General features: G+C 71.6%; 20 protein-coding genes. 5 read left to right on the top strand and 15 right to left on the bottom strand.

All coding sequences use genetic code 11. The features are described 5' to 3' along the window. Nucleotides 1–12: 12 nt before the first annotated feature. Nucleotides 13–651, bottom strand: a complete 639-nt coding sequence (locus QFZ26_RS13390) for an NAD(P)-dependent oxidoreductase (protein WP_307042899.1) — start codon at nt 649–651, stop codon at nt 13–15. A gap of 66 nt (nt 652–717) precedes the next feature. On the opposite strand from QFZ26_RS13390, the gene QFZ26_RS13385 reads away from it, so the two are divergent. Continuing rightward, on the top strand, nt 718–1194 hold the full coding sequence (locus QFZ26_RS13385; RefSeq protein WP_307042897.1) for an NUDIX domain-containing protein: 477 nt from the start codon (nt 718–720) through the stop codon (nt 1192–1194). Between the two features lie 20 nt (nt 1195–1214). Here QFZ26_RS13385 and QFZ26_RS13380 read toward each other — a convergent pair whose 3' ends face one another. From QFZ26_RS13380 to QFZ26_RS13370, 3 genes are read right to left on the bottom strand one after another with little or no spacing between them, the layout of a single operon-like run. Next, a complete protein-coding gene (locus QFZ26_RS13380) occupies nt 1215–1505 on the bottom strand; it encodes a DUF4287 domain-containing protein (protein WP_307042895.1) in 291 nt (96 codons plus the stop codon). A gap of 23 nt (nt 1506–1528) precedes the next feature. Then, nucleotides 1529–1786, bottom strand: coding sequence for a cupin domain-containing protein (locus tag QFZ26_RS13375; protein WP_307042893.1), 258 nt, complete (start codon nt 1784–1786; stop codon nt 1529–1531). A gap of 10 nt (nt 1787–1796) precedes the next feature. Next, nucleotides 1797–2423: a hypothetical protein gene (locus QFZ26_RS13370; protein ID WP_307042891.1), complete on the bottom strand. Its 627-nt coding sequence runs from the start codon at nt 2421–2423 to the stop codon at nt 1797–1799. A 53-nt stretch (nt 2424–2476) separates the two neighbouring features. Between QFZ26_RS13370 and QFZ26_RS13365 the strand changes: the two genes are divergently transcribed. Continuing rightward, nucleotides 2477–2824 (top strand): hypothetical protein, encoded by a 348-nt coding sequence (locus QFZ26_RS13365; protein ID WP_307042889.1) that lies wholly within the window; start codon nt 2477–2479, stop codon nt 2822–2824. A gap of 21 nt (nt 2825–2845) precedes the next feature. On the opposite strand, the gene QFZ26_RS13360 is transcribed toward QFZ26_RS13365, so the two are convergent. Genes QFZ26_RS13360 through QFZ26_RS13350 form a run of 3 tightly spaced genes read right to left on the bottom strand, consistent with a single transcriptional unit; the run spans nt 2846 to nt 5629 of the window. Then, entirely contained in the window at nt 2846–3673 is an 828-nt protein-coding gene (locus QFZ26_RS13360) for an alpha/beta fold hydrolase (protein WP_307042888.1), read from the bottom strand. Then, nucleotides 3673–4428: an IclR family transcriptional regulator gene (locus tag QFZ26_RS13355; protein ID WP_307042886.1), complete on the bottom strand. Its 756-nt coding sequence runs from the start codon at nt 4426–4428 to the stop codon at nt 3673–3675. The genes QFZ26_RS13360 and QFZ26_RS13355 overlap by 1 nt, the downstream gene beginning before the upstream one ends. 25 nt (nt 4429–4453) lie before the next feature. Next, nucleotides 4454–5629 (bottom strand): adenosylhomocysteinase, encoded by a 1176-nt coding sequence (locus QFZ26_RS13350; protein ID WP_307042884.1) that lies wholly within the window; start codon nt 5627–5629, stop codon nt 4454–4456. A gap of 141 nt (nt 5630–5770) precedes the next feature. Between QFZ26_RS13350 and QFZ26_RS13345 the strand changes: the two genes are divergently transcribed. Continuing rightward, nucleotides 5771–6856: a trans-sulfuration enzyme family protein gene (locus QFZ26_RS13345; RefSeq protein WP_307042882.1), complete on the top strand. Its 1086-nt coding sequence runs from the start codon at nt 5771–5773 to the stop codon at nt 6854–6856. 292 nt (nt 6857–7148) lie between these two features. Here QFZ26_RS13345 and QFZ26_RS13340 read toward each other — a convergent pair whose 3' ends face one another. Both QFZ26_RS13340 and QFZ26_RS13335 read right to left on the bottom strand, forming a co-directional pair. Beyond that, nucleotides 7149–7343 (bottom strand): hypothetical protein, encoded by a 195-nt coding sequence (locus tag QFZ26_RS13340; RefSeq protein WP_307042880.1) that lies wholly within the window; start codon nt 7341–7343, stop codon nt 7149–7151. Between the two features lie 62 nt (nt 7344–7405). Beyond that, complete coding sequence (locus QFZ26_RS13335; RefSeq protein ID WP_307042878.1) at nt 7406–8011, bottom strand: class I SAM-dependent methyltransferase; 606 nt, start codon at nt 8009–8011, stop codon at nt 7406–7408. 85 nt (nt 8012–8096) lie between these two features. Between QFZ26_RS13335 and QFZ26_RS13330 the strand changes: the two genes are divergently transcribed. Beyond that, nucleotides 8097–8870, top strand: a complete 774-nt coding sequence (locus tag QFZ26_RS13330; protein WP_307042876.1) for an EI24 domain-containing protein — start codon at nt 8097–8099, stop codon at nt 8868–8870. 64 nt (nt 8871–8934) lie between these two features. Here QFZ26_RS13330 and QFZ26_RS13325 read toward each other — a convergent pair whose 3' ends face one another. Then, nucleotides 8935–10095, bottom strand: a complete 1161-nt coding sequence (locus tag QFZ26_RS13325; protein ID WP_307042874.1) for an epoxide hydrolase family protein — start codon at nt 10093–10095, stop codon at nt 8935–8937. 386 nt (nt 10096–10481) lie between these two features. Between QFZ26_RS13325 and QFZ26_RS13320 the strand changes: the two genes are divergently transcribed. Then, a complete protein-coding gene (locus tag QFZ26_RS13320) occupies nt 10482–11441 on the top strand; it encodes a helix-turn-helix transcriptional regulator (RefSeq protein WP_307042872.1) in 960 nt (319 codons plus the stop codon). 17 nt (nt 11442–11458) lie between these two features. Here QFZ26_RS13320 and QFZ26_RS13315 read toward each other — a convergent pair whose 3' ends face one another. The 5 genes from QFZ26_RS13315 to QFZ26_RS13295 are packed head-to-tail and all read right to left on the bottom strand — an operon-like array spanning nt 11459 to nt 15807. Then, entirely contained in the window at nt 11459–12478 is a 1020-nt protein-coding gene (locus QFZ26_RS13315) for an ROK family protein (RefSeq protein ID WP_307042871.1), read from the bottom strand. Next, entirely contained in the window at nt 12475–13194 is a 720-nt protein-coding gene (locus tag QFZ26_RS13310; RefSeq protein ID WP_307042869.1) for a copper homeostasis protein CutC, read from the bottom strand. Before QFZ26_RS13310 ends, QFZ26_RS13315 begins: the two co-directional genes overlap by 4 nt. Next, nucleotides 13191–14219 carry an asparaginase gene (locus tag QFZ26_RS13305; RefSeq protein WP_307042867.1) on the bottom strand — a complete coding sequence of 343 codons (1029 nt, stop codon included), beginning with the start codon at nt 14217–14219 and terminating at the stop codon, nt 13191–13193. Before QFZ26_RS13305 ends, QFZ26_RS13310 begins: the two co-directional genes overlap by 4 nt. Further along, nucleotides 14216–15166, bottom strand: coding sequence for an amino acid ABC transporter permease (locus QFZ26_RS13300; RefSeq protein WP_307042865.1), 951 nt, complete (start codon nt 15164–15166; stop codon nt 14216–14218). Before QFZ26_RS13300 ends, QFZ26_RS13305 begins: the two co-directional genes overlap by 4 nt. Then, nucleotides 15163–15807, bottom strand: coding sequence for an amino acid ABC transporter permease (locus QFZ26_RS13295; protein ID WP_307042862.1), 645 nt, complete (start codon nt 15805–15807; stop codon nt 15163–15165). Before QFZ26_RS13295 ends, QFZ26_RS13300 begins: the two co-directional genes overlap by 4 nt. Nucleotides 15808–15829: the final 22 nt, after the last annotated feature.

The following is a 15829-nucleotide window of genomic DNA, read 5'->3' as shown; positions in this document are numbered from 1 at the left end:
TGACGGGCGGGGTCAGCCCAGGGCGTCGGCGATCGGGGTCTCGCCCGCGTTGAAGCGGATCGTGCGACCGATCGTGCCGGGGCTCTCGAGCGCGGCCGCGACGACGGCCGCGACATCCGCCCGATCGACCGAGCTGCTCGTGGATGCCTCGACGTCGATGCGTCCCGTTCCATCGCCGTCGGTGAGGTGGCTGGGGCCGAGGATCGTCCAGTCGAGGCCGGTGGCGGCGAGATGCTCGTCGGCGGCGGCCTTCGCCTCCGCGTCGGCGTGGAACGGGTTGGATTCGGGCACCACGTGATCGGGCGACTCGAAGTACGACACCATCACGTAACGGCGCACCCCGACGAGGTCGGCGGCTTCCATCGAACGGATCGCGGCGTCGCGATCGACGGACATGGTGCGCTGCGGGTCGCCACCGCCGGCACCCGCCGACCAGACGATCGCGTCATGACCGCGGAGGAGCTCGCTGAGCTCGTCGACGTCGAGCTGTTCGATGTCGGCGACGACCGCGTGCGCACCCGTGGCCTCGATGTCGGGCGTGTGCGCCGGGTTGCGGATGATCGCGTCGACCTCGTCGCCGCGATCGACGAGCAGGCGTTCGAGCCTGAGGGCGACCCGGCCGTGACCGCCGATGACTACGATGCGTGACATGCGCAACTCCTTCGCGTGTTCCCTTCCACCGTACCGGGCGAGTGTTCCGACCGCGGGGGTGCGGCCGTGCCCGTGACGAGCGCGGGGTTGCTGCTCTGGCGCGGAGCGGCCGCACCGGCCGCACCAGAGGTGTTCATCGCGCACATGGGCGGGCCGTTCTGGGCGCGGAAGCAGGCCGCCGCCTGGTCGATCCCGAAGGGCGAGTACGTCGACGGCGAGGACCCGCTCGCGGCGGCGCGGCGAGAGTTCGCCGAGGAGATCGGCGCGCCGGCGCCCGAGGTCGAGTACGTCGACCTCGGTGAGTTCCGCTATTCGTCGGGCAAGCTCGTGCGCGTCTTCGCCGGCGCGGCGCCGGCGTTCGAGATCGACGAGCTCGTGAGCAACACGTTCGAGCTGGAGTGGCCGCCGCGCTCAGGGCGGCACCAGTCGTTCCCCGAGGTCGACGAGGCGCGCTGGGTGCCCCTCGCGGAGGCACGCGGACTTCTCGTCGCCGGGCAACGACCCGCACTCGACGCGTTACTGCGGCACGCGGCATCCGTCTAAGCGGACCACCCACCGCCGGCCTACGCCGGCTTCGTCGCCACCCCGTCGAGCCAGAGCGTGTCGGTCTCGTCGCGATGCACGCCGTCGGTGCCGACGTGCTTGGCGTCGATCTGCGGACCCTTCTTGATGACGTGCACGAGCGCCATCGCGTGGCCGCGGCCGAGGTCGTAGTCGGCCTTCAGCCAGTCGACGATGACGCCGGCCTTGACCGACGGATCGTCGTAGCCCTTCTCGGCGGCGAGTTCGATGAACTGGCGCGGCGTGAGGCCGGTCTTCGTCTCGATGTTGTCGAGATATGCCTGGAACGACATGGATTCCTCTCGGTGGTGAGCGGCTACGCGTCGATGAACTCTTGCAGGATGCGGGGCGTCGCGTGAATGCACATCATGCGCAGCGTGCCGTCGCCCCCGGCGCGGAACCGGTGCGGCGTCTCGGGACCGACGACGAGGATGTCGCCCACCGTGGCGTGGTGATCGACGCCGTCTGCCGTGACCGTGACCTCGCCGTCGAGCACCACCCACGTCTCGGTGTACGGGTACTCATGCAGGTCGGGCCCCTGGCCCGGCTGGTTGTCGACGAGGAAGAACGACACGATCGCGAGTCTATGGGCGGCTCCCGACATGCGCGAGGTGCCGGCTCGGATTCCGCGGGCCCTTCCTCCCGCACCGCTCATGGGCGAGGATGAGCCCATGCCGCCCGATGCGCTCGCCGCCGTCGCAGACGAGCTCTATGCACTTCCGCCCGACGAGTTCACGGCGGCGCGCAATGAGCGGTCTCGCGAGCTGCGCGGTGATGATCGTGAGCTCGCGTCGCTGGTGCAGGAGCTGCGTCGCCCATCGCCCGCCGCGTGGCTCGTCAACCAGCTCGTGCGTCATCGCGCCGATCAGCTCGAGGCGCTGATCGACCTCGGCGCCGAGTTGCGCGAGGCGCAGGACGATCTCGATGCCGCCGCGCTCTCGCGGCTGGCCAGGCAACGACGGCAACTCGTGGCCGCACTGGCGCGCGATGCGGGCGAGCTGGCCGACGAGCTTGGAAATCCGGTGCGCGGCCCAGTGCTCGACGAGGTCGCCGAGACGCTGCAGGCGGGCATGTCGGATGCCGCTGCCGCCGACGCCGTTCGGTCGGGTCGACTGGTTCGTGCGCTCGAGGCGGTCGGGCTCGAGGTCGACCTCGATGGGGCGGTGGCCGGCGGGCCCGCACCGGTGGGGTCGACGAAGGCGCGCGGCCACGCAAGAGCGGCGGCGCGACGGAGGCCGAGGCGGCATCCGATGTCGACGCTGATGTGCCCACCGACACCGACGCGCAGGAAGCCCGCGAAGCGGAGACCCGCAAGGCCCGCGAACGCGCCGAGCGAGCGGAACGCGCCGCCCGCGAGGCGGAAGAGCGCGCCGATGCGGCCGAGGCGGCGCTCGAGGAGCTCGACGGTCGCGTCGAGGAGCATCGACGTCGCATCGCGGAGCTGACCGACGAACGCGACGAGCTCGAGGAGCGTCTGCGCAGGGTCGAGTCCGACCTCGCCGACGCTGAGCGAGAGCTGCGCCCGGTCGCACGCGATCGCGACCGGGCGGCACGTTCGGCCGAGGAGGCGCGCGCCGCGGCCGACGAGGCCCGCGACGCCCTCGAGGCGTAGTCGCTCGACGGGCGGCGGTGGTCAGGCCCGCTGCACCAGCCAGTCCATCGCGTCGGGCACGACGTCGAGCACCGAAACATGGCCGTCGTCGAGCCGCATCCAGAGTTGCGCGCGGCGCAGCCTGCTCAGCATCCACGAGGCGTGCTTCGCCGGCACGACGCGGTCGTGCTCGCCCTGCACGAGCAGCACGGGCGCCGTGATCGCGTCGAGCTCGAAGCCCCACGGCGAGACGAAGGCGACGTCGTCGTCGATGAGTCCGCCGGGGCCGTACGCCTCTGAGCGCCCGACGTCGGCGCCGAGCGAGGCCCACGGCCCCTCGAGCGCAGCCCAGTCGGCGGGCAGGAACTGGTCGGGGTCGAACTCGTCGGTCTCCTCGAAGCGAGCCCGCGCGTCACGTCCCTCACGGGCGGCACGCAACGCGCCCGGCGAAGCCATCCCCGCGAACCAGTCGAACTCCTCGGTGTACGGCGCGATGCCCGCGAGGGTGACCGCGCCGACCACGCGATCGGGCAGCAGCGCCGCACACGCGAGCGCATGCGGCCCACCGCCCGAGGCGCCCATCACGGCGAACCGCTCGAGGCCGAGCGCATCCGCGATCGCCGCCACGTCACCCGCCGACGACGCGACATCGCGGCCGGGGCGCGGCGTCGATCCCCCGTAGCCGGGGCGGCCGTAGGAGATGAGACGGATGCCCCGCGCCGCCGCCGCGGCGAGCATCGGCTCGAGCGGCGCCCCCGTCTGCGGGGAGCCGTGATGCCAGACGAGTGCGAGCCGCGCTGCGGCATCCGTGCCGGTGTCGTGGGCATGCAGCGTGCGATCGCCGACTCGGACGTCGAACTCGTCGGTCATCATCGTCCTCCTTGGTACCGGCCCACCGGATCGCGCCCGATTCCCCCGCCGAGGCGTGCGGAGATCTCCGCCGCGGTCGTCCGAGCGGCAGCGACGACATCGTCGAGGCCGACCGCACTGTAGGACGTGCCGATGTACGGCACGGTGAGCGCAGCCACAGTCTCGCCCCTTCGGCCCGTGATCGCCACGACGACATCGGTGATGCCGGCCTGGAGCCGGTCGGGCCGAGTGAGATACCCGTCGGAGAGCTGCGCGTCGTCGTCGGGCTCGAGCGACGGGGCATCCGTCGATCCCGCCGACAGCACCACGCCGGTCGCCGTGCTCTCGAGGGGGAAGCGCGCGCCGACGCGCACCTGGTACCCGAAGTCGGCGGGCGACTCCGCCTGCGCGATGATGCGCACTGCGCCTGCGTCGTCGACGCTCAGGTTGCACGACTGCCGGATCGTGTCGGCGAGCTCGCGCATCGGACCGGCGGCGAGCTGCACGAGCCCCCGGAGCGGCGGGTGCCGGTGGGCGAGGTCGAACAGCGCCATCGAGAGCACGTATCGGCCGCCGCCGTCGCGGGTGAGGTAGCCGCGCCGTTCGAGCGTCGCGAGCACGCGGTAGATCTGGCTCACGTTGCGGCCGACGGCTTGGGCGATCTCGGTCTGGGTGAGCCCGCCCGCCTCACCGGCGAGGAGCTCGAGGATGTCGAGCGCCTTGTCGAGGGCGGGGGCCGAGTAGTCGCTCGCGCGATCTGCGGTGCGTTCAGGCATGCGGATGTCTCCGTCGATCGCTCGGTCAGCGGTTCGCGCCGAGCGCCCGCACGAACCGGCGGGCGATCTCGCGCTCGAGGTCGTCGGGCACGGGCTGCGCGCCCGGCGCGAGCGCGGCGGCGGCGGTCGCGACTCGCTCGAGTGAGAGGGATTGCAGGAGGAAGCCGAGGTCCATCGCCTCGAGCGAGTTGCCCTTGGGTTCACGGCCCGCGAGGTTCACCATGCGCCCACCGGCGAGCAGGATGAGCTCGCGTCCGTCGGGCAGGTCGACCCGCTCGATCGCCGCGTCGAGCTCGGTGACTGCGGCCGCGCCACGGTACAGCGCCTCGGTGTCGATCTCCCACGGGAAGTGGCCGGCGTTCGCGAGCACGGCCCCGCTCGGCATGCGCTCGATGACCTCGTCGGTGATGATGCCGGGGTGGCCGGTCGCGGTGATGAAGAGCTCGCCCCACTCGGCGAGGTTGCCGAGCTCGTCGACGCGGTAACCGTCGAGCGCTGCCTCGAACGCCTTGATCTCGTCGATCTCGGCGACGGCCACGCGCGCGCCGAAGGCCCTGAGGTACTGCGCGATGCCGCGCCCGCACCAGCCGTAGCCCGCGACCACGACCCTGCGACCGGGGATCATCAGGTTCGTGATGCGCATGATGCTCTCGACGACGGACTGTCCGACGCCATGCCGGTTCTCGCCGATCGCCTTCAGCGGGCTGTCGTTGATGACGATCACCGGGAACGGCACATGCCCCGCGAGTTCGCCGCGCAGCCGGATGCCGCCGCTCGTCGTCTCCTCGGTGCCGCCGACGACTGTGTCAGTCGCGCCGGTGGCGACGATGCCGGCAGCGAGGTCGGCGCCGTTGTCGAGGATGATGTCGGGTCGCGCCGCGACGACGGATGCCACGTTCGCCTCGTGCTCGGCGAGCGTGTCGTCGCGGCGGCCGAAGACCGTCATGCCGCGGTCGCGGAGAAAGGCGACGATGTCGTCTTGCGTCGAGCCGTGGTTGCCGGTCGCGATGATCTCGGCGCCGCCCGCGGCGAGCACCTCGAGGAGCACGGCGGTCTTCGGTTCGACGTGCAGCGACATGCCGACGCGGCGGCCCGCGAACGGGAGCCGTTCTGCGAAGTCGCGACGGGTCGCGGCGAGGAGGGGCATCCGGGACCTGATCCAGGTGGTGCGCGACGCGCCTCGTTCGAGGAGTTCGGACATCTCGGCTCGCTTTCATATATGAATACAGCTTTCACCTAGGGTACCGCAGCGGAGCGTCACACCACCGGCCGGGCGGATACGCTGGCCCGTGCGCGCTGCCGCAGCCGTGGCATCCGCCCCCGAAGCCCTGGAGGTACGAACGTGCACGAAGCGACCGCGGCCGACGCGCCGACGCTCCACCCCGACACCCTCGCGATCGTCGCCGGCCGGCCGCCGCACACGTCCGACCAGCCGATGAACGTGCCCGTGCACCTCACCTCGACGTACGTCGCCGGTGGAGAGCTCGAATACGGCCGCTACGGCAACCCGTCGTGGACCGCGTTCGAGGACACGCTCGGCGCCCTCGAGGGTGGGCGCTGCGTGGCCTTCGCCTCCGGCATGGCCGCGATCGCGGCGGTGCTCGACCTCGTCGCGCCGGGCAGCACGATCGTCGCACCGCGGCACTCGTACACCGGCACGGTCGGCGCGCTGAGGGAGCTCGAGGCGAAGGGTCGCGCGAAGGCCGTCTTCGTCGACATCACCGACACCGCGGCGGTGGCGTCGGCGAGCGCGGATGCCGCGATGGTGTGGTTCGAGTCACCCACGAACCCGGCGCTCGAGGTCGCCGACATCCCCGCGATCGCACGGGCGGCGCACGAGCACGGAGCGCTCGTCGCGGTCGACAACACCTTCGCCACTCCCCTGCTGCAGCGGCCGCTCGAGCTCGGCGCCGACCTCGTCGTGCACTCGGCCACCAAGTACATCTCGGGTCACAGCGATGTGCTCATGGGCGCCGTCGTGGCGGCGTCGGCTGCCCACCTCGACGCGATCGTGAAGCACCGCTCGCTCTACGGCGCGATTCCCGCACCGCTCGAGACGTTCCTCGCGCTGCGTGGGCTGCGCACGCTGCCCGTGCGCCTCGAGCGGGCGCAGGCGAACGCCGAGGAGCTCGTGCGTCGCCTCACCGGGCACCCCGCGCTCGAGGAGGTGCGATATCCCGGCTTCGGCGCGATCGTGTCGATCGTGCTGCGCGGCGGCGCCGAACCGGCCGACGCACTCGTGCAGCGCACCTCGCTCTGGGTGCACGCGACGAGCCTCGGCGGGGTCGAGTCCACCTTCGAGCGCCGTCGCCGCTGGCCCGCCGAGCAGCCGACGATCCCCGAAGGACTCGTGCGACTCTCGGTCGGACTCGAGCACGTCGACGACCTGCACCGCGACTTGGCGGGGGCACTCGACTCGCTCGGCTGACTCGCCGCGCGGCGGTGCAGGCCGGCGGCGGCGGGCGCAGGCCGGCAGGGCGCCCGTGCAGCGATCGAATGCCGATTCGTCGCCGCAATTTTCCCGGCGCGTATGACAGTTCCCCCTCATCGATGAGGGGGAACTGTCATACGGGAAATCGAACGTCAACGTGAGAATCGGACGCGATGCGAGCGACGACGAGCATCAACAGAAGTCGACATCGCGACATTCGCGCACGTGCTGCTCGCGGTGACCGAGCTCGAAGCAGCCGCCGAGGCCGACCGTCCGAGCCTTCGCAGCGTCACCGCTCGATCGAGCCCTGGTCTCCCGAGCGGCCGAACACGTTGCGCAGCACGAAGAACACCACGACCGCGACCACCGCGACGATCGCGAGCTTGACGATGAACCAGAGCACGCTGAACACCACGTCGACCAGGATCCATGCGATGACGACGGCGGCGATCACGCCGATGACGGTCCAGATGGTACGGCTCATGCTTCGAGGCTAGTCGAGGGCGACGGATGCCTCACCCTGCGACGGGCCCGGCAGCCGCCCGCTCACGGCGCGTGGCCGTCGAAGAGCAGCGTGGGCACGGGACCGAACGGCATCGACCGCACGCGCAGCTGCCGCACGTCGTCGCCGACGAACCCCGCGTCGGCGAGCGCCTGCCGGGTGTCGCGATCCCAGTGGCATCCGTGGTGGAACCGCGCGGTGAACGGTGTCGCAACCCGCTGGATGACGCGCTTCGCCGTGCGCGGCGGTGCGACCACGTGGTCGACGAACACGACCCGGCCGCCCGGCGTGAGCACTCTCCGCACCTCGGCGAGCGCCGCCGACAGGTCGCCGACCGAGCAGAGCACGTAGGTTCCGACGACCGCGTCGACCGAGCTGTCGGCGAGCGGGATCCGCTCGGCCTTCGCGTCGAGCGGCGCAGCGGCATGCCCCCACTCGCGGGCCCGGGTCGCGAGCTCCGCGCGGCGCGGCGCATCGGGCTCAAGGCCGAGCCACGAGACATCCGGATGCAACGCGCCGAAGTTCTCGCCCTCACCCGCGCCGATCTCGAGCACGCGGCCCCGCACGCGGCCGACGAACTCGCGTTCGAGCTCGTCGAGCTCGTCGTCGCCGATGAGCGCGGGAGACGCGGGAGCCGAGGCGTGTTCCATCCCGCCATGCGAGCACGTCGCCGCGCGCGCGTCAACCTCGCGGGTGCGAAACGGCCGTTCGGCGCTGCCGACCTATGCTGGTGCGATGCTGAGACGATTCCTGTCGGGCGCGGCCATGCTGATGCGCGGCTTCGGCTTCTGGGGTCGCCGCCCCGGCGCGATGATGCTGGGCCTGATCCCCGCCGCGATCGTGTTCGTGGTGATCCTCACCGGGCTCGTCGTGCTCGGCGTGCAGCTGCCCGCGATCGTCGAGTGGGCCACCCCGTTCGCCGATGCGTGGGACGAGTTCTGGGCGACCTCCGTGCGCCTCGCCGTGGCCGCCCTGACGTTCGCGGGCGCGGTGCTGCTCGCCGCCGTCACGTTCACGGCCATCACGCTCGCCGTCGGCGACCCGTTCTATGAGCGCATCTGGAAGGCCGTCGAACTCGAGCTCGGCGGCGAGGTGCCCGATCGCGGCGCCGGGTTCTGGAGCGCGGTCGGCGACTCGGCGGGCCTCATCGCCCTCGGCGCGGTCTCGGCGCTCGGCGTCGGACTCGTCGGCTTCCTGCCGATCGTGGGCGCCATCGCAGCCCCGGTGCTCGGGACGGCGCTCTCGGGATGGCTGCTCGCGCGGGAGCTCACCTCGCGCGCCTTCGACGCGCGCGGCATGTCGAAGGCCGACCGGCGGACCGTGCTGCACGGGCGCCGGGCGCAACTGCTCGGCTTCGGCGTCGCCACGCAGCTGTGCTTCCTCGTGCCGCTCGGCGCGATCGTCACGATGCCGGCGGCGGTGGCGGGTTCCACGATGCTCGCCCGGCAGGCACTCGACGCGGCTGCCGCCGGGCAGGCCGCTCGACGCGCACCTGAGCCCCGAGCATGACGGGAGCGGATGCCCCGGCTCGCGCCGTGGCATCCGCCCCCGTTCCGCAGCTCGCGCCTCGCGGCTACGCCTGCACTGCTCCGCGCAGCGTGGCGAAGAACGCGCGGATGTCGCCCACGACGACCTCGGGCACCTCGAGCGCCGCGAAGTGCCCGCCCTCCTCGAAGCGGCTCCAGTGCACGATGTTCGAGTTGTCGCGCTCGGCGAACACCTTGATCGTCTGGAAGTCGTCCTTGAACACGGCCACGCCGGTCGGTGCCCCGTTGACCTGCGGCTCGGCCTCCGCACGGGCGTTCTCGAGGTAGCTGCGGCTCATGCCCGCTGCGGCATTCGCGAACCAGTTCACGCTCACCTCGGTGAGGATCTTCTCGAGCGGCACGAGCGAGGTGCCGTTGCCGAAGGAGTTGAACAGCTCGCTGTAGGCGAGGAGCCCCACGGGCGAGTCGCTGAGCCCGACCGCGACCGTCTGCGGGCGGCTCGCGTTCATCGTGTTGTAGCCGCCGACCGACTGGAACCACTTCATGTGCTCGAGACCCGCGTAATCCTGGGGCTCGAGGCGCTCGAACTCGCTCGGGTCGCCCGACGGGAACGAGAAGAGCTGCAGCACGTGGAGGCCGAGGAAGCCGTCGGGGCTCCGCAGGCCCAGCTCACGGGCGACCATCGCGCCGTTGTCGGAGCCGTGGATGCCGTACTCGGCATACCCAAGCCGCCGCATGAGGGTGTCGTAGGCGCGGGCGACTCGCGCGGTCGTCCAGCCGGCCTCGGTGACGGGGTTCGAGAAGCCGTAGCCCGGGGCATCCGGAATCACGACGTGGAAGGCGTCTTCCGCCCGCCCGCCGTGCGCGACCGGGTCGACGAGCTCGTCGATGAGGTCGAGGTAGTCGACGGATGACCCGGGGTAGGTGTGCGCGAGCAGCAGCGGCGTCGCGCCGGCGTGCGGCGAGTGCACGTGGATGAAGTGGATCGGCTGCCCGTCGACGTCGGTGACGAAGTGCGGGAACTCGTTGATGCGCGCCTCGGCGGCCCGCCAGTCGAACGCACGCCACTGCTCGACCGCGTCGCGGAGGTAGGAGTTCGGGGTGCCGGTGTCCCAGTCGTCGGTGGGCGCGGGCTGCGGCAGCCGGGTGCGCGCGAGGCGATCCCTGAGGTCGTCGAGTTCGGCCTGGGCGATCTCGACGCGGAAGGGGCGGATGGCGATGCTGGTGTCGGAGCTGAGGTTCGTCATGTCTTCGACAGTACGAGGCATATAGGAATGTCTGGTTCCTAATCAACGAAGTTCGCTCGCACCGGGCGGCCCGCGTTCACCGGAGCGCCGCCGGACGCGAAGGCGTTTCGCCTCCGCGCTCGACGGCTCTCCCCGGGCGCAATCATGGTGCCTGCGCGATCGCACCGACACCCCGAGTTGTACGCCATGTCCCCCAACATGGCGACACCCGGTAGCCCCCCTGCGCCGTACGGCACACGCTACCTGTCCCGATGCGATCCCCCTAGACACCAGAACGGGGGACAAGCTCCGTTTCCCGGGGTACCGAATCCGCGCAATGGTTCGTGCATCCGAACGACCGTCCCGGATAGCGTGAGAACCGCATCATCCTTGATTCGGGGGCGCCCATGTCCGACACCGCCGCGCGCCTGCTCGCGCTGCTCTCCCTGCTGCAGTCCCGGCCCGACTGGACAGGCCCCGAGCTCGCCGCACGCCTCGGTGTGACCACGCGAACGGTGCGCAACGACATCGACCGGCTCCGCGAGCTCGACTACCCGGTCGATGCGACCCGTGGGGCCACCGGCGGCTACCGGCTGGGCGCGGGGGGCAAGCTGCCGCCGCTCCTCCTCGATGACGAGGAGGCGGTCGCCGTCGCGATCGGACTGCGCACGGCCAAGGGCATCGCGGGCATCGAGGAGTCGAGCACGCGCGCCCTCGCCAAGCTCGAGCAGGTGCTCCCCTCGCGCCTCCGACCCATGGTCGAGGCCCTCGGCACCGTGATCGAGCATGCACCCGAGAACACGGGCACGGATGCGCCCGACCCCCAGGTCGACCCGGCCGTACTGCGCGCCGTCGCGAGCGCGATCCAAGACGGCGAGTGGTTCCGGTTCGACTTTCGAGGCGATGCGCGTCTCGTCGAGCCGTACCGCCTGCTCGCGTGGCAGCGCCGTTGGTACCTCGTCGCCCGCGACCCGGCATCGGGCGTGTGGGACACCTTCCGCGCCGACTGGATCGAGCCGCGGATGCCGACCCGTCGCCGCTTCTCCGCAGTGCCGGTGCCCGGCGGCGACTACACGGCGTTCGCGATGCGCTCGATCGCCGCGAGCGGGTGGACCGTGCACGCACGGCTCCGCGTCGCGGCGCCCGCCGAGGCGGTGCTCGCGCGCATCAACCCCGCGGTCGGGATCGTCGAGGACGCGGGCGCCGGGGCATCCGTGCTGGTGACCGGCGCCGACAGCCTCGACACCATCGCCGCGTACATCGGCATGCTCGGCATGGACTTCACGGTGGAGTCGCCGGCCGAGCTGCGGCAGGTGCTCCGCACCTACTCGGAGCGGTACGCCCGCGCCGCCGGCGACGTCAGCTGACCCAGCGCCCGGTGCCGTCAGGTCCCGAGGGGCGCAGCCGCTGCAGCATCCGTTCCGATGCGCGCCATCGACCAACCGTCGACGACCGAGCCCAGGCCCGCAGCACGGAAGGCGAGGATCGCGGCTCCCGTGCGACCCGCCTCGCCGCCGAGCACCGATTGCACGACCTCGGGAGGGTCGCGCCAGGCGAGCAGGTCGGCGAGACCTTCGCGCACCGGGCCCAACAGCGTTTCGCCGGCCTGCGCGAAGCCGCCGCCGATGACGATCACGCGGGGGTCGAGCAGCAGGGTCAGAATCGCGAGGCCCTGGGCGAGCACCCGCACCGCGTCGTTCCACACCTCATCGGCGAGCGGATCCGACCCGAGCCGCGCAACGATCTCGCGCGACGAGCGCGCAGCGCCTCCCCGGGCACGGTAGCGACGGGCGACCCCGCCGCCGGATGCGTACACCTCGAAGCATCCGTGCTGGCCGCACGGGCATTCCTCCCCGCCGGGCACCACGGGGATGTGGCCGAACTCTCCCCCGGCGCCGAGTGCGCCGGTGATCGTGTGACCGGCGGTGACCAGGGCTGCGGCGACACCGGTGCCGATGGGGACGAGGACGAAATCGTCCGACCCACGCGCCGCACCGAGCAGGTGCTCCGCGAGGCCGGCCGCCCGTACGTCATGCCCCACGGCGACGGGAAACGCGAGGCGCGATCGCAGGAGGTCGAGCAGTGGCAGGTCGCGCCAATCCAGATTCGACGCGTACACCACCGAGCCCGAGGCGTCGTCGACGATGCCGGGCGTGACGACGCCCGCAGCGGCGACCGGGTGGCCATGCGTCGCCGCGGTGTCGGCCAGGTGCAGGAGCAACTCGACGAGCGCATCGACGATGTCGACGCGCGGGGTCGACCGCGTCTCGGTGAAGAGGGTCCGGCCCGATTCGTCGACGACCGCGCCCTTCATCGACGAACCGCCGAGGTCGACGGCGATCACCACGGCGCTGCCGACCTGCGCAGGCTGGGGTCCCCGGCCGGATCCGCTCGGCTCGCTCATCGGCCGAGGGCCCGGAGCATGTCGTCGATCACCGTGGCGGAGGTGACGAGTCGGGTTGCCGTGTCCTCGCGGCGACCGCTCTGAATCGCCTCCTGGGCGCGAAGATGCACCTCGCCGACGCCCGTGCGCACGATGAGGTCCGCCGCAGTGTGCGGCCGGATGCCTCCAGCGGCGAGGATCGCGATGCGGCCCGCGGAGCGCCGCACCAGACGGGCGAGGGCGCTGGCGCCGTCCGCTGCGGTGCCCGGCCCGCCGGAGGTGAGCACCCGGCCGATCCCGAGCTCGATCAGGATGTCGAGCGCCTCGTCGAGGTCGATGGTCTCGTCGAACGCCTTGTGGAAGGTCACCGGTGCGTCACCGCAGGCAGCGAGCATCCGCCGTGTCGCATCCCGATCGACGGTGCCGTCGGGGTTCAGTGCACCGATCACGAAGCCGAGGCGGACGCCGGTCGGCGTGGGCAGCGCTCTCATCGCCTCGATGTCGGCGCACATGGCGTCGACTTCCGTGGCTGAGAAGACGAAGTCCCCAGCACGCTGCCGGACGAGCACCTGCACGCCGATCCGCTCCACGTGCCCGAGCAGCGTCTGCACGGTGCCGAGGCTCGGGGTCGTGCCTCCCTCGACGAGCCCGGCGCAGAGCTCGATGCGGTCGGCCCCGCGGCGCTCGGCCGTGATCGCTCCGTCGATGTCGTCGAGGCAGATCTCGAGGAGCGTCACTCCTGGTCTCCGGCGAGCGCGTCGAGCGCCGACGCGAGATCGCGGCCGAGGGCGATCTCGCCCACCGGAACCCCGCCGCCGAGCACGGGAAGCTCGACGAGCGCGCTCGCCCCGTCGATCGGCGTTCCGAGCGCCTCGAGCACCCGCAGGGCGATGAGGGTGGTCGCGCGCGGGCTGCCGTCGACGATCTTCATCGACACGGCGGACCCGTCGGCGTCAGCCACCCCGATGACACCCTCGGCGCCGCCCTTGGCGAGCACTCCGGGGATCGTGGACATCAGCTCGGAGTTCTGGTGCCCGCTGCCGCCCACGAAGAAGGGGTGCTCGCGCATCGCCGCAGCGACGAGGCCGGCCGGACTCGCCGGGTCGGCGAGCACGAGGGCGCGGAAGGCGGCCGCGACACCGCGCACGGTGGTGCCGAAGAGCGGCGCGCCGCACCCGTCGATGGCGGTGTGCTCGACGGGCACGCCGGTGACCTCGGCCATCGTGGCGAGCACGTGCTGCTGCAGCGGGTGTGCGGGGTCGAGGTAGTCGGCGGTCGACCAGCCGTTCACGGCGCAGGCCAGGAGCATCGCCGCGTGCTTTCCCGAGCAGTTCATGCGTACGGCCGCGCGGCCCTCGCCCGATCTCAGCAGCGCCTCGAAGGTGGACTCGTCTTCTGGCCGGTCGACCGGACACTGCAACGCGGACTCGTCGAGGCCGGCCCGCTCGAGGATGCGGCGCACGACGGCGACGTGCGCGTCTTCGCCGGTATGGCTGCCGGCGGCGATGGCGAGCTCCTCGCCGGCGAGGGGGGCGCCGGCCGTGAGGCACGCGAGCGCCTGCACCGGCTTGACCGTGGAACGCGGCAGGATCGCGGCATCCGTCGCGCCGAGCTCGAGCACCGCGGTGCCGTCGGCGTCGAGCGCGACGAGGGAGCCGAAATGCCGGCTCTCGATGAGGCCCGAGCGCCAGACGACGGCGAGCTCCGCGAGGCCGGGGACAGCGGGCGCCGCGGCGCCGGCGGTGGACGTGGATTCAGTCACGAGGGATCTTTCAGGGTCGGAGCCGGCGCGGAGGAGGTTGCTGCCGCGGGCACGTGTCGTTCGCCGTCGGTGAGCGGGAACTCGGCGTGCGGCATCGTCGCGGCGAGGGTCGCGACCGGCTGCGGTACCGGCATCCGCTTGCGTCCCGGTCGCTGCAGGCGTGACGCGACCGCCGACAGGCTGCCGTTCACCACGAGGTAGATGAGGGTGACCACGAGGAAGGTCTGGATGAGCAGGTGGTTGAACGCGGAGAGCACCTGCCCGCGGTAGAGCAGTTCGGTGTAGGCCACGATGAAGCCGAGCGACGTGTCCTTCAGGAGGCTCACCAGCTGGCTCACGAGCGAGGGCGTCACGTTCCGCAGCGCCTGCGGCAGCACGACGAGGCGCATCGCCTGGTGCGGGCGCATGCCGAGGCTGAGCGCCGCCTCGTTCTGGCCCTTCGGCAGGCTCAGGACGCCGGCGCGAACGATCTCGGCGAAGACCGCCGCCGTCGCGAAGGTGAGCGGGATCACGAGCTTCCACAGCGTGGGCAGGTTGATGCCGAGCTGCGGGAGGCCGAAGAGCATGAGGTAGATGAGCAGCAGCACGGGAACGGTGCGGGCGATCTCGATGTAGCCGGTGGAGACCCAGCGGATGACCCGCACGCGGCTCATCCGGCCGAGCGCGAGCACGATGCCGAAGAGCGAGCCCAGCACGGCGACGATCGCCGCGGCCGCGAGCGTGCCGAGGAGTCCGACGAGGAGGTACTCCCAGATGGCCCACTCGGTGAAGGGGAGCCACTTGTCGGCATCGAGCTGGCCGTGGGAGCCGAACTGCCAGAGGCCGAGAGCGACCACGCCGAGGAGCGCGAGGGCACTCACCACCGAGCCGATCATGATGTTGCGGCGGCCACGCGGACCGGGCGGCTCGTAGAGGTAGGAAGCGGGGTTCGTGCGCGCCGTGCTCATCGGACGATCGCCACCTTTCGTTCCACCCATCCGGTGCCGAGGCCGATCGCGAGCGCGATGGCCATGTACACGAGACCCGCGCCGGTGAAGATCTCGATCGGCTGCGCGTAGACGAGGTTCACCTTGTTCACCCGCGACGTCAGCTCGACGACGCCGACGGCCGCGGCGAGCGCGGTGTTCATCGCGAGGGCGATCATCACGTTGCCGAGCGGCTGCACGACGGCGCGCATCGCCTGCGGGATCACGACGTAGCGGAGCGACTGCCCGAGCGACAGGCCGATCGCCCGGCTGGCCTCGATCTGGCCGACGCCCACCGTGTTCACGCCGCTGCGCACGGCCTCGGCCACGTAGGCGGCCTCGTAGACGATGAGCACGATGATCGCGGTGGGCGTCAGCGGCAGGATCAGGCCGGCATCCGGCAGCGCGAACACCGCGAGGATCAGCAGCGCCAGGAGCGGCACATTGATGAAGAACTGCACGTAGCCGAAGGCGGCCGCCCGGAGGATCGGGATCGGGCTCACCCGCGCGACGGTCACCAGCACCCCGAGGATCAGGGAGCCGATGCCGGCGACGACCGCCATCATGAGCGTGGTTCCGAGCGCCTCGAGCAGGGGCCCGAAGTTCTCGATGAGGATGTCCATCAGATGCCGTTCTCTGGCGCTG

Origin of the sequence: Agromyces ramosus, assembly GCF_030817175.1 — a bacterium.
In the GTDB taxonomy this organism is placed as follows: domain Bacteria; phylum Actinomycetota; class Actinomycetes; order Actinomycetales; family Microbacteriaceae; genus Agromyces; species Agromyces ramosus_A.
Note: the sequence above shows the minus strand (reverse complement) of the source record. Positions and strands in the feature narration are given on the sequence as shown.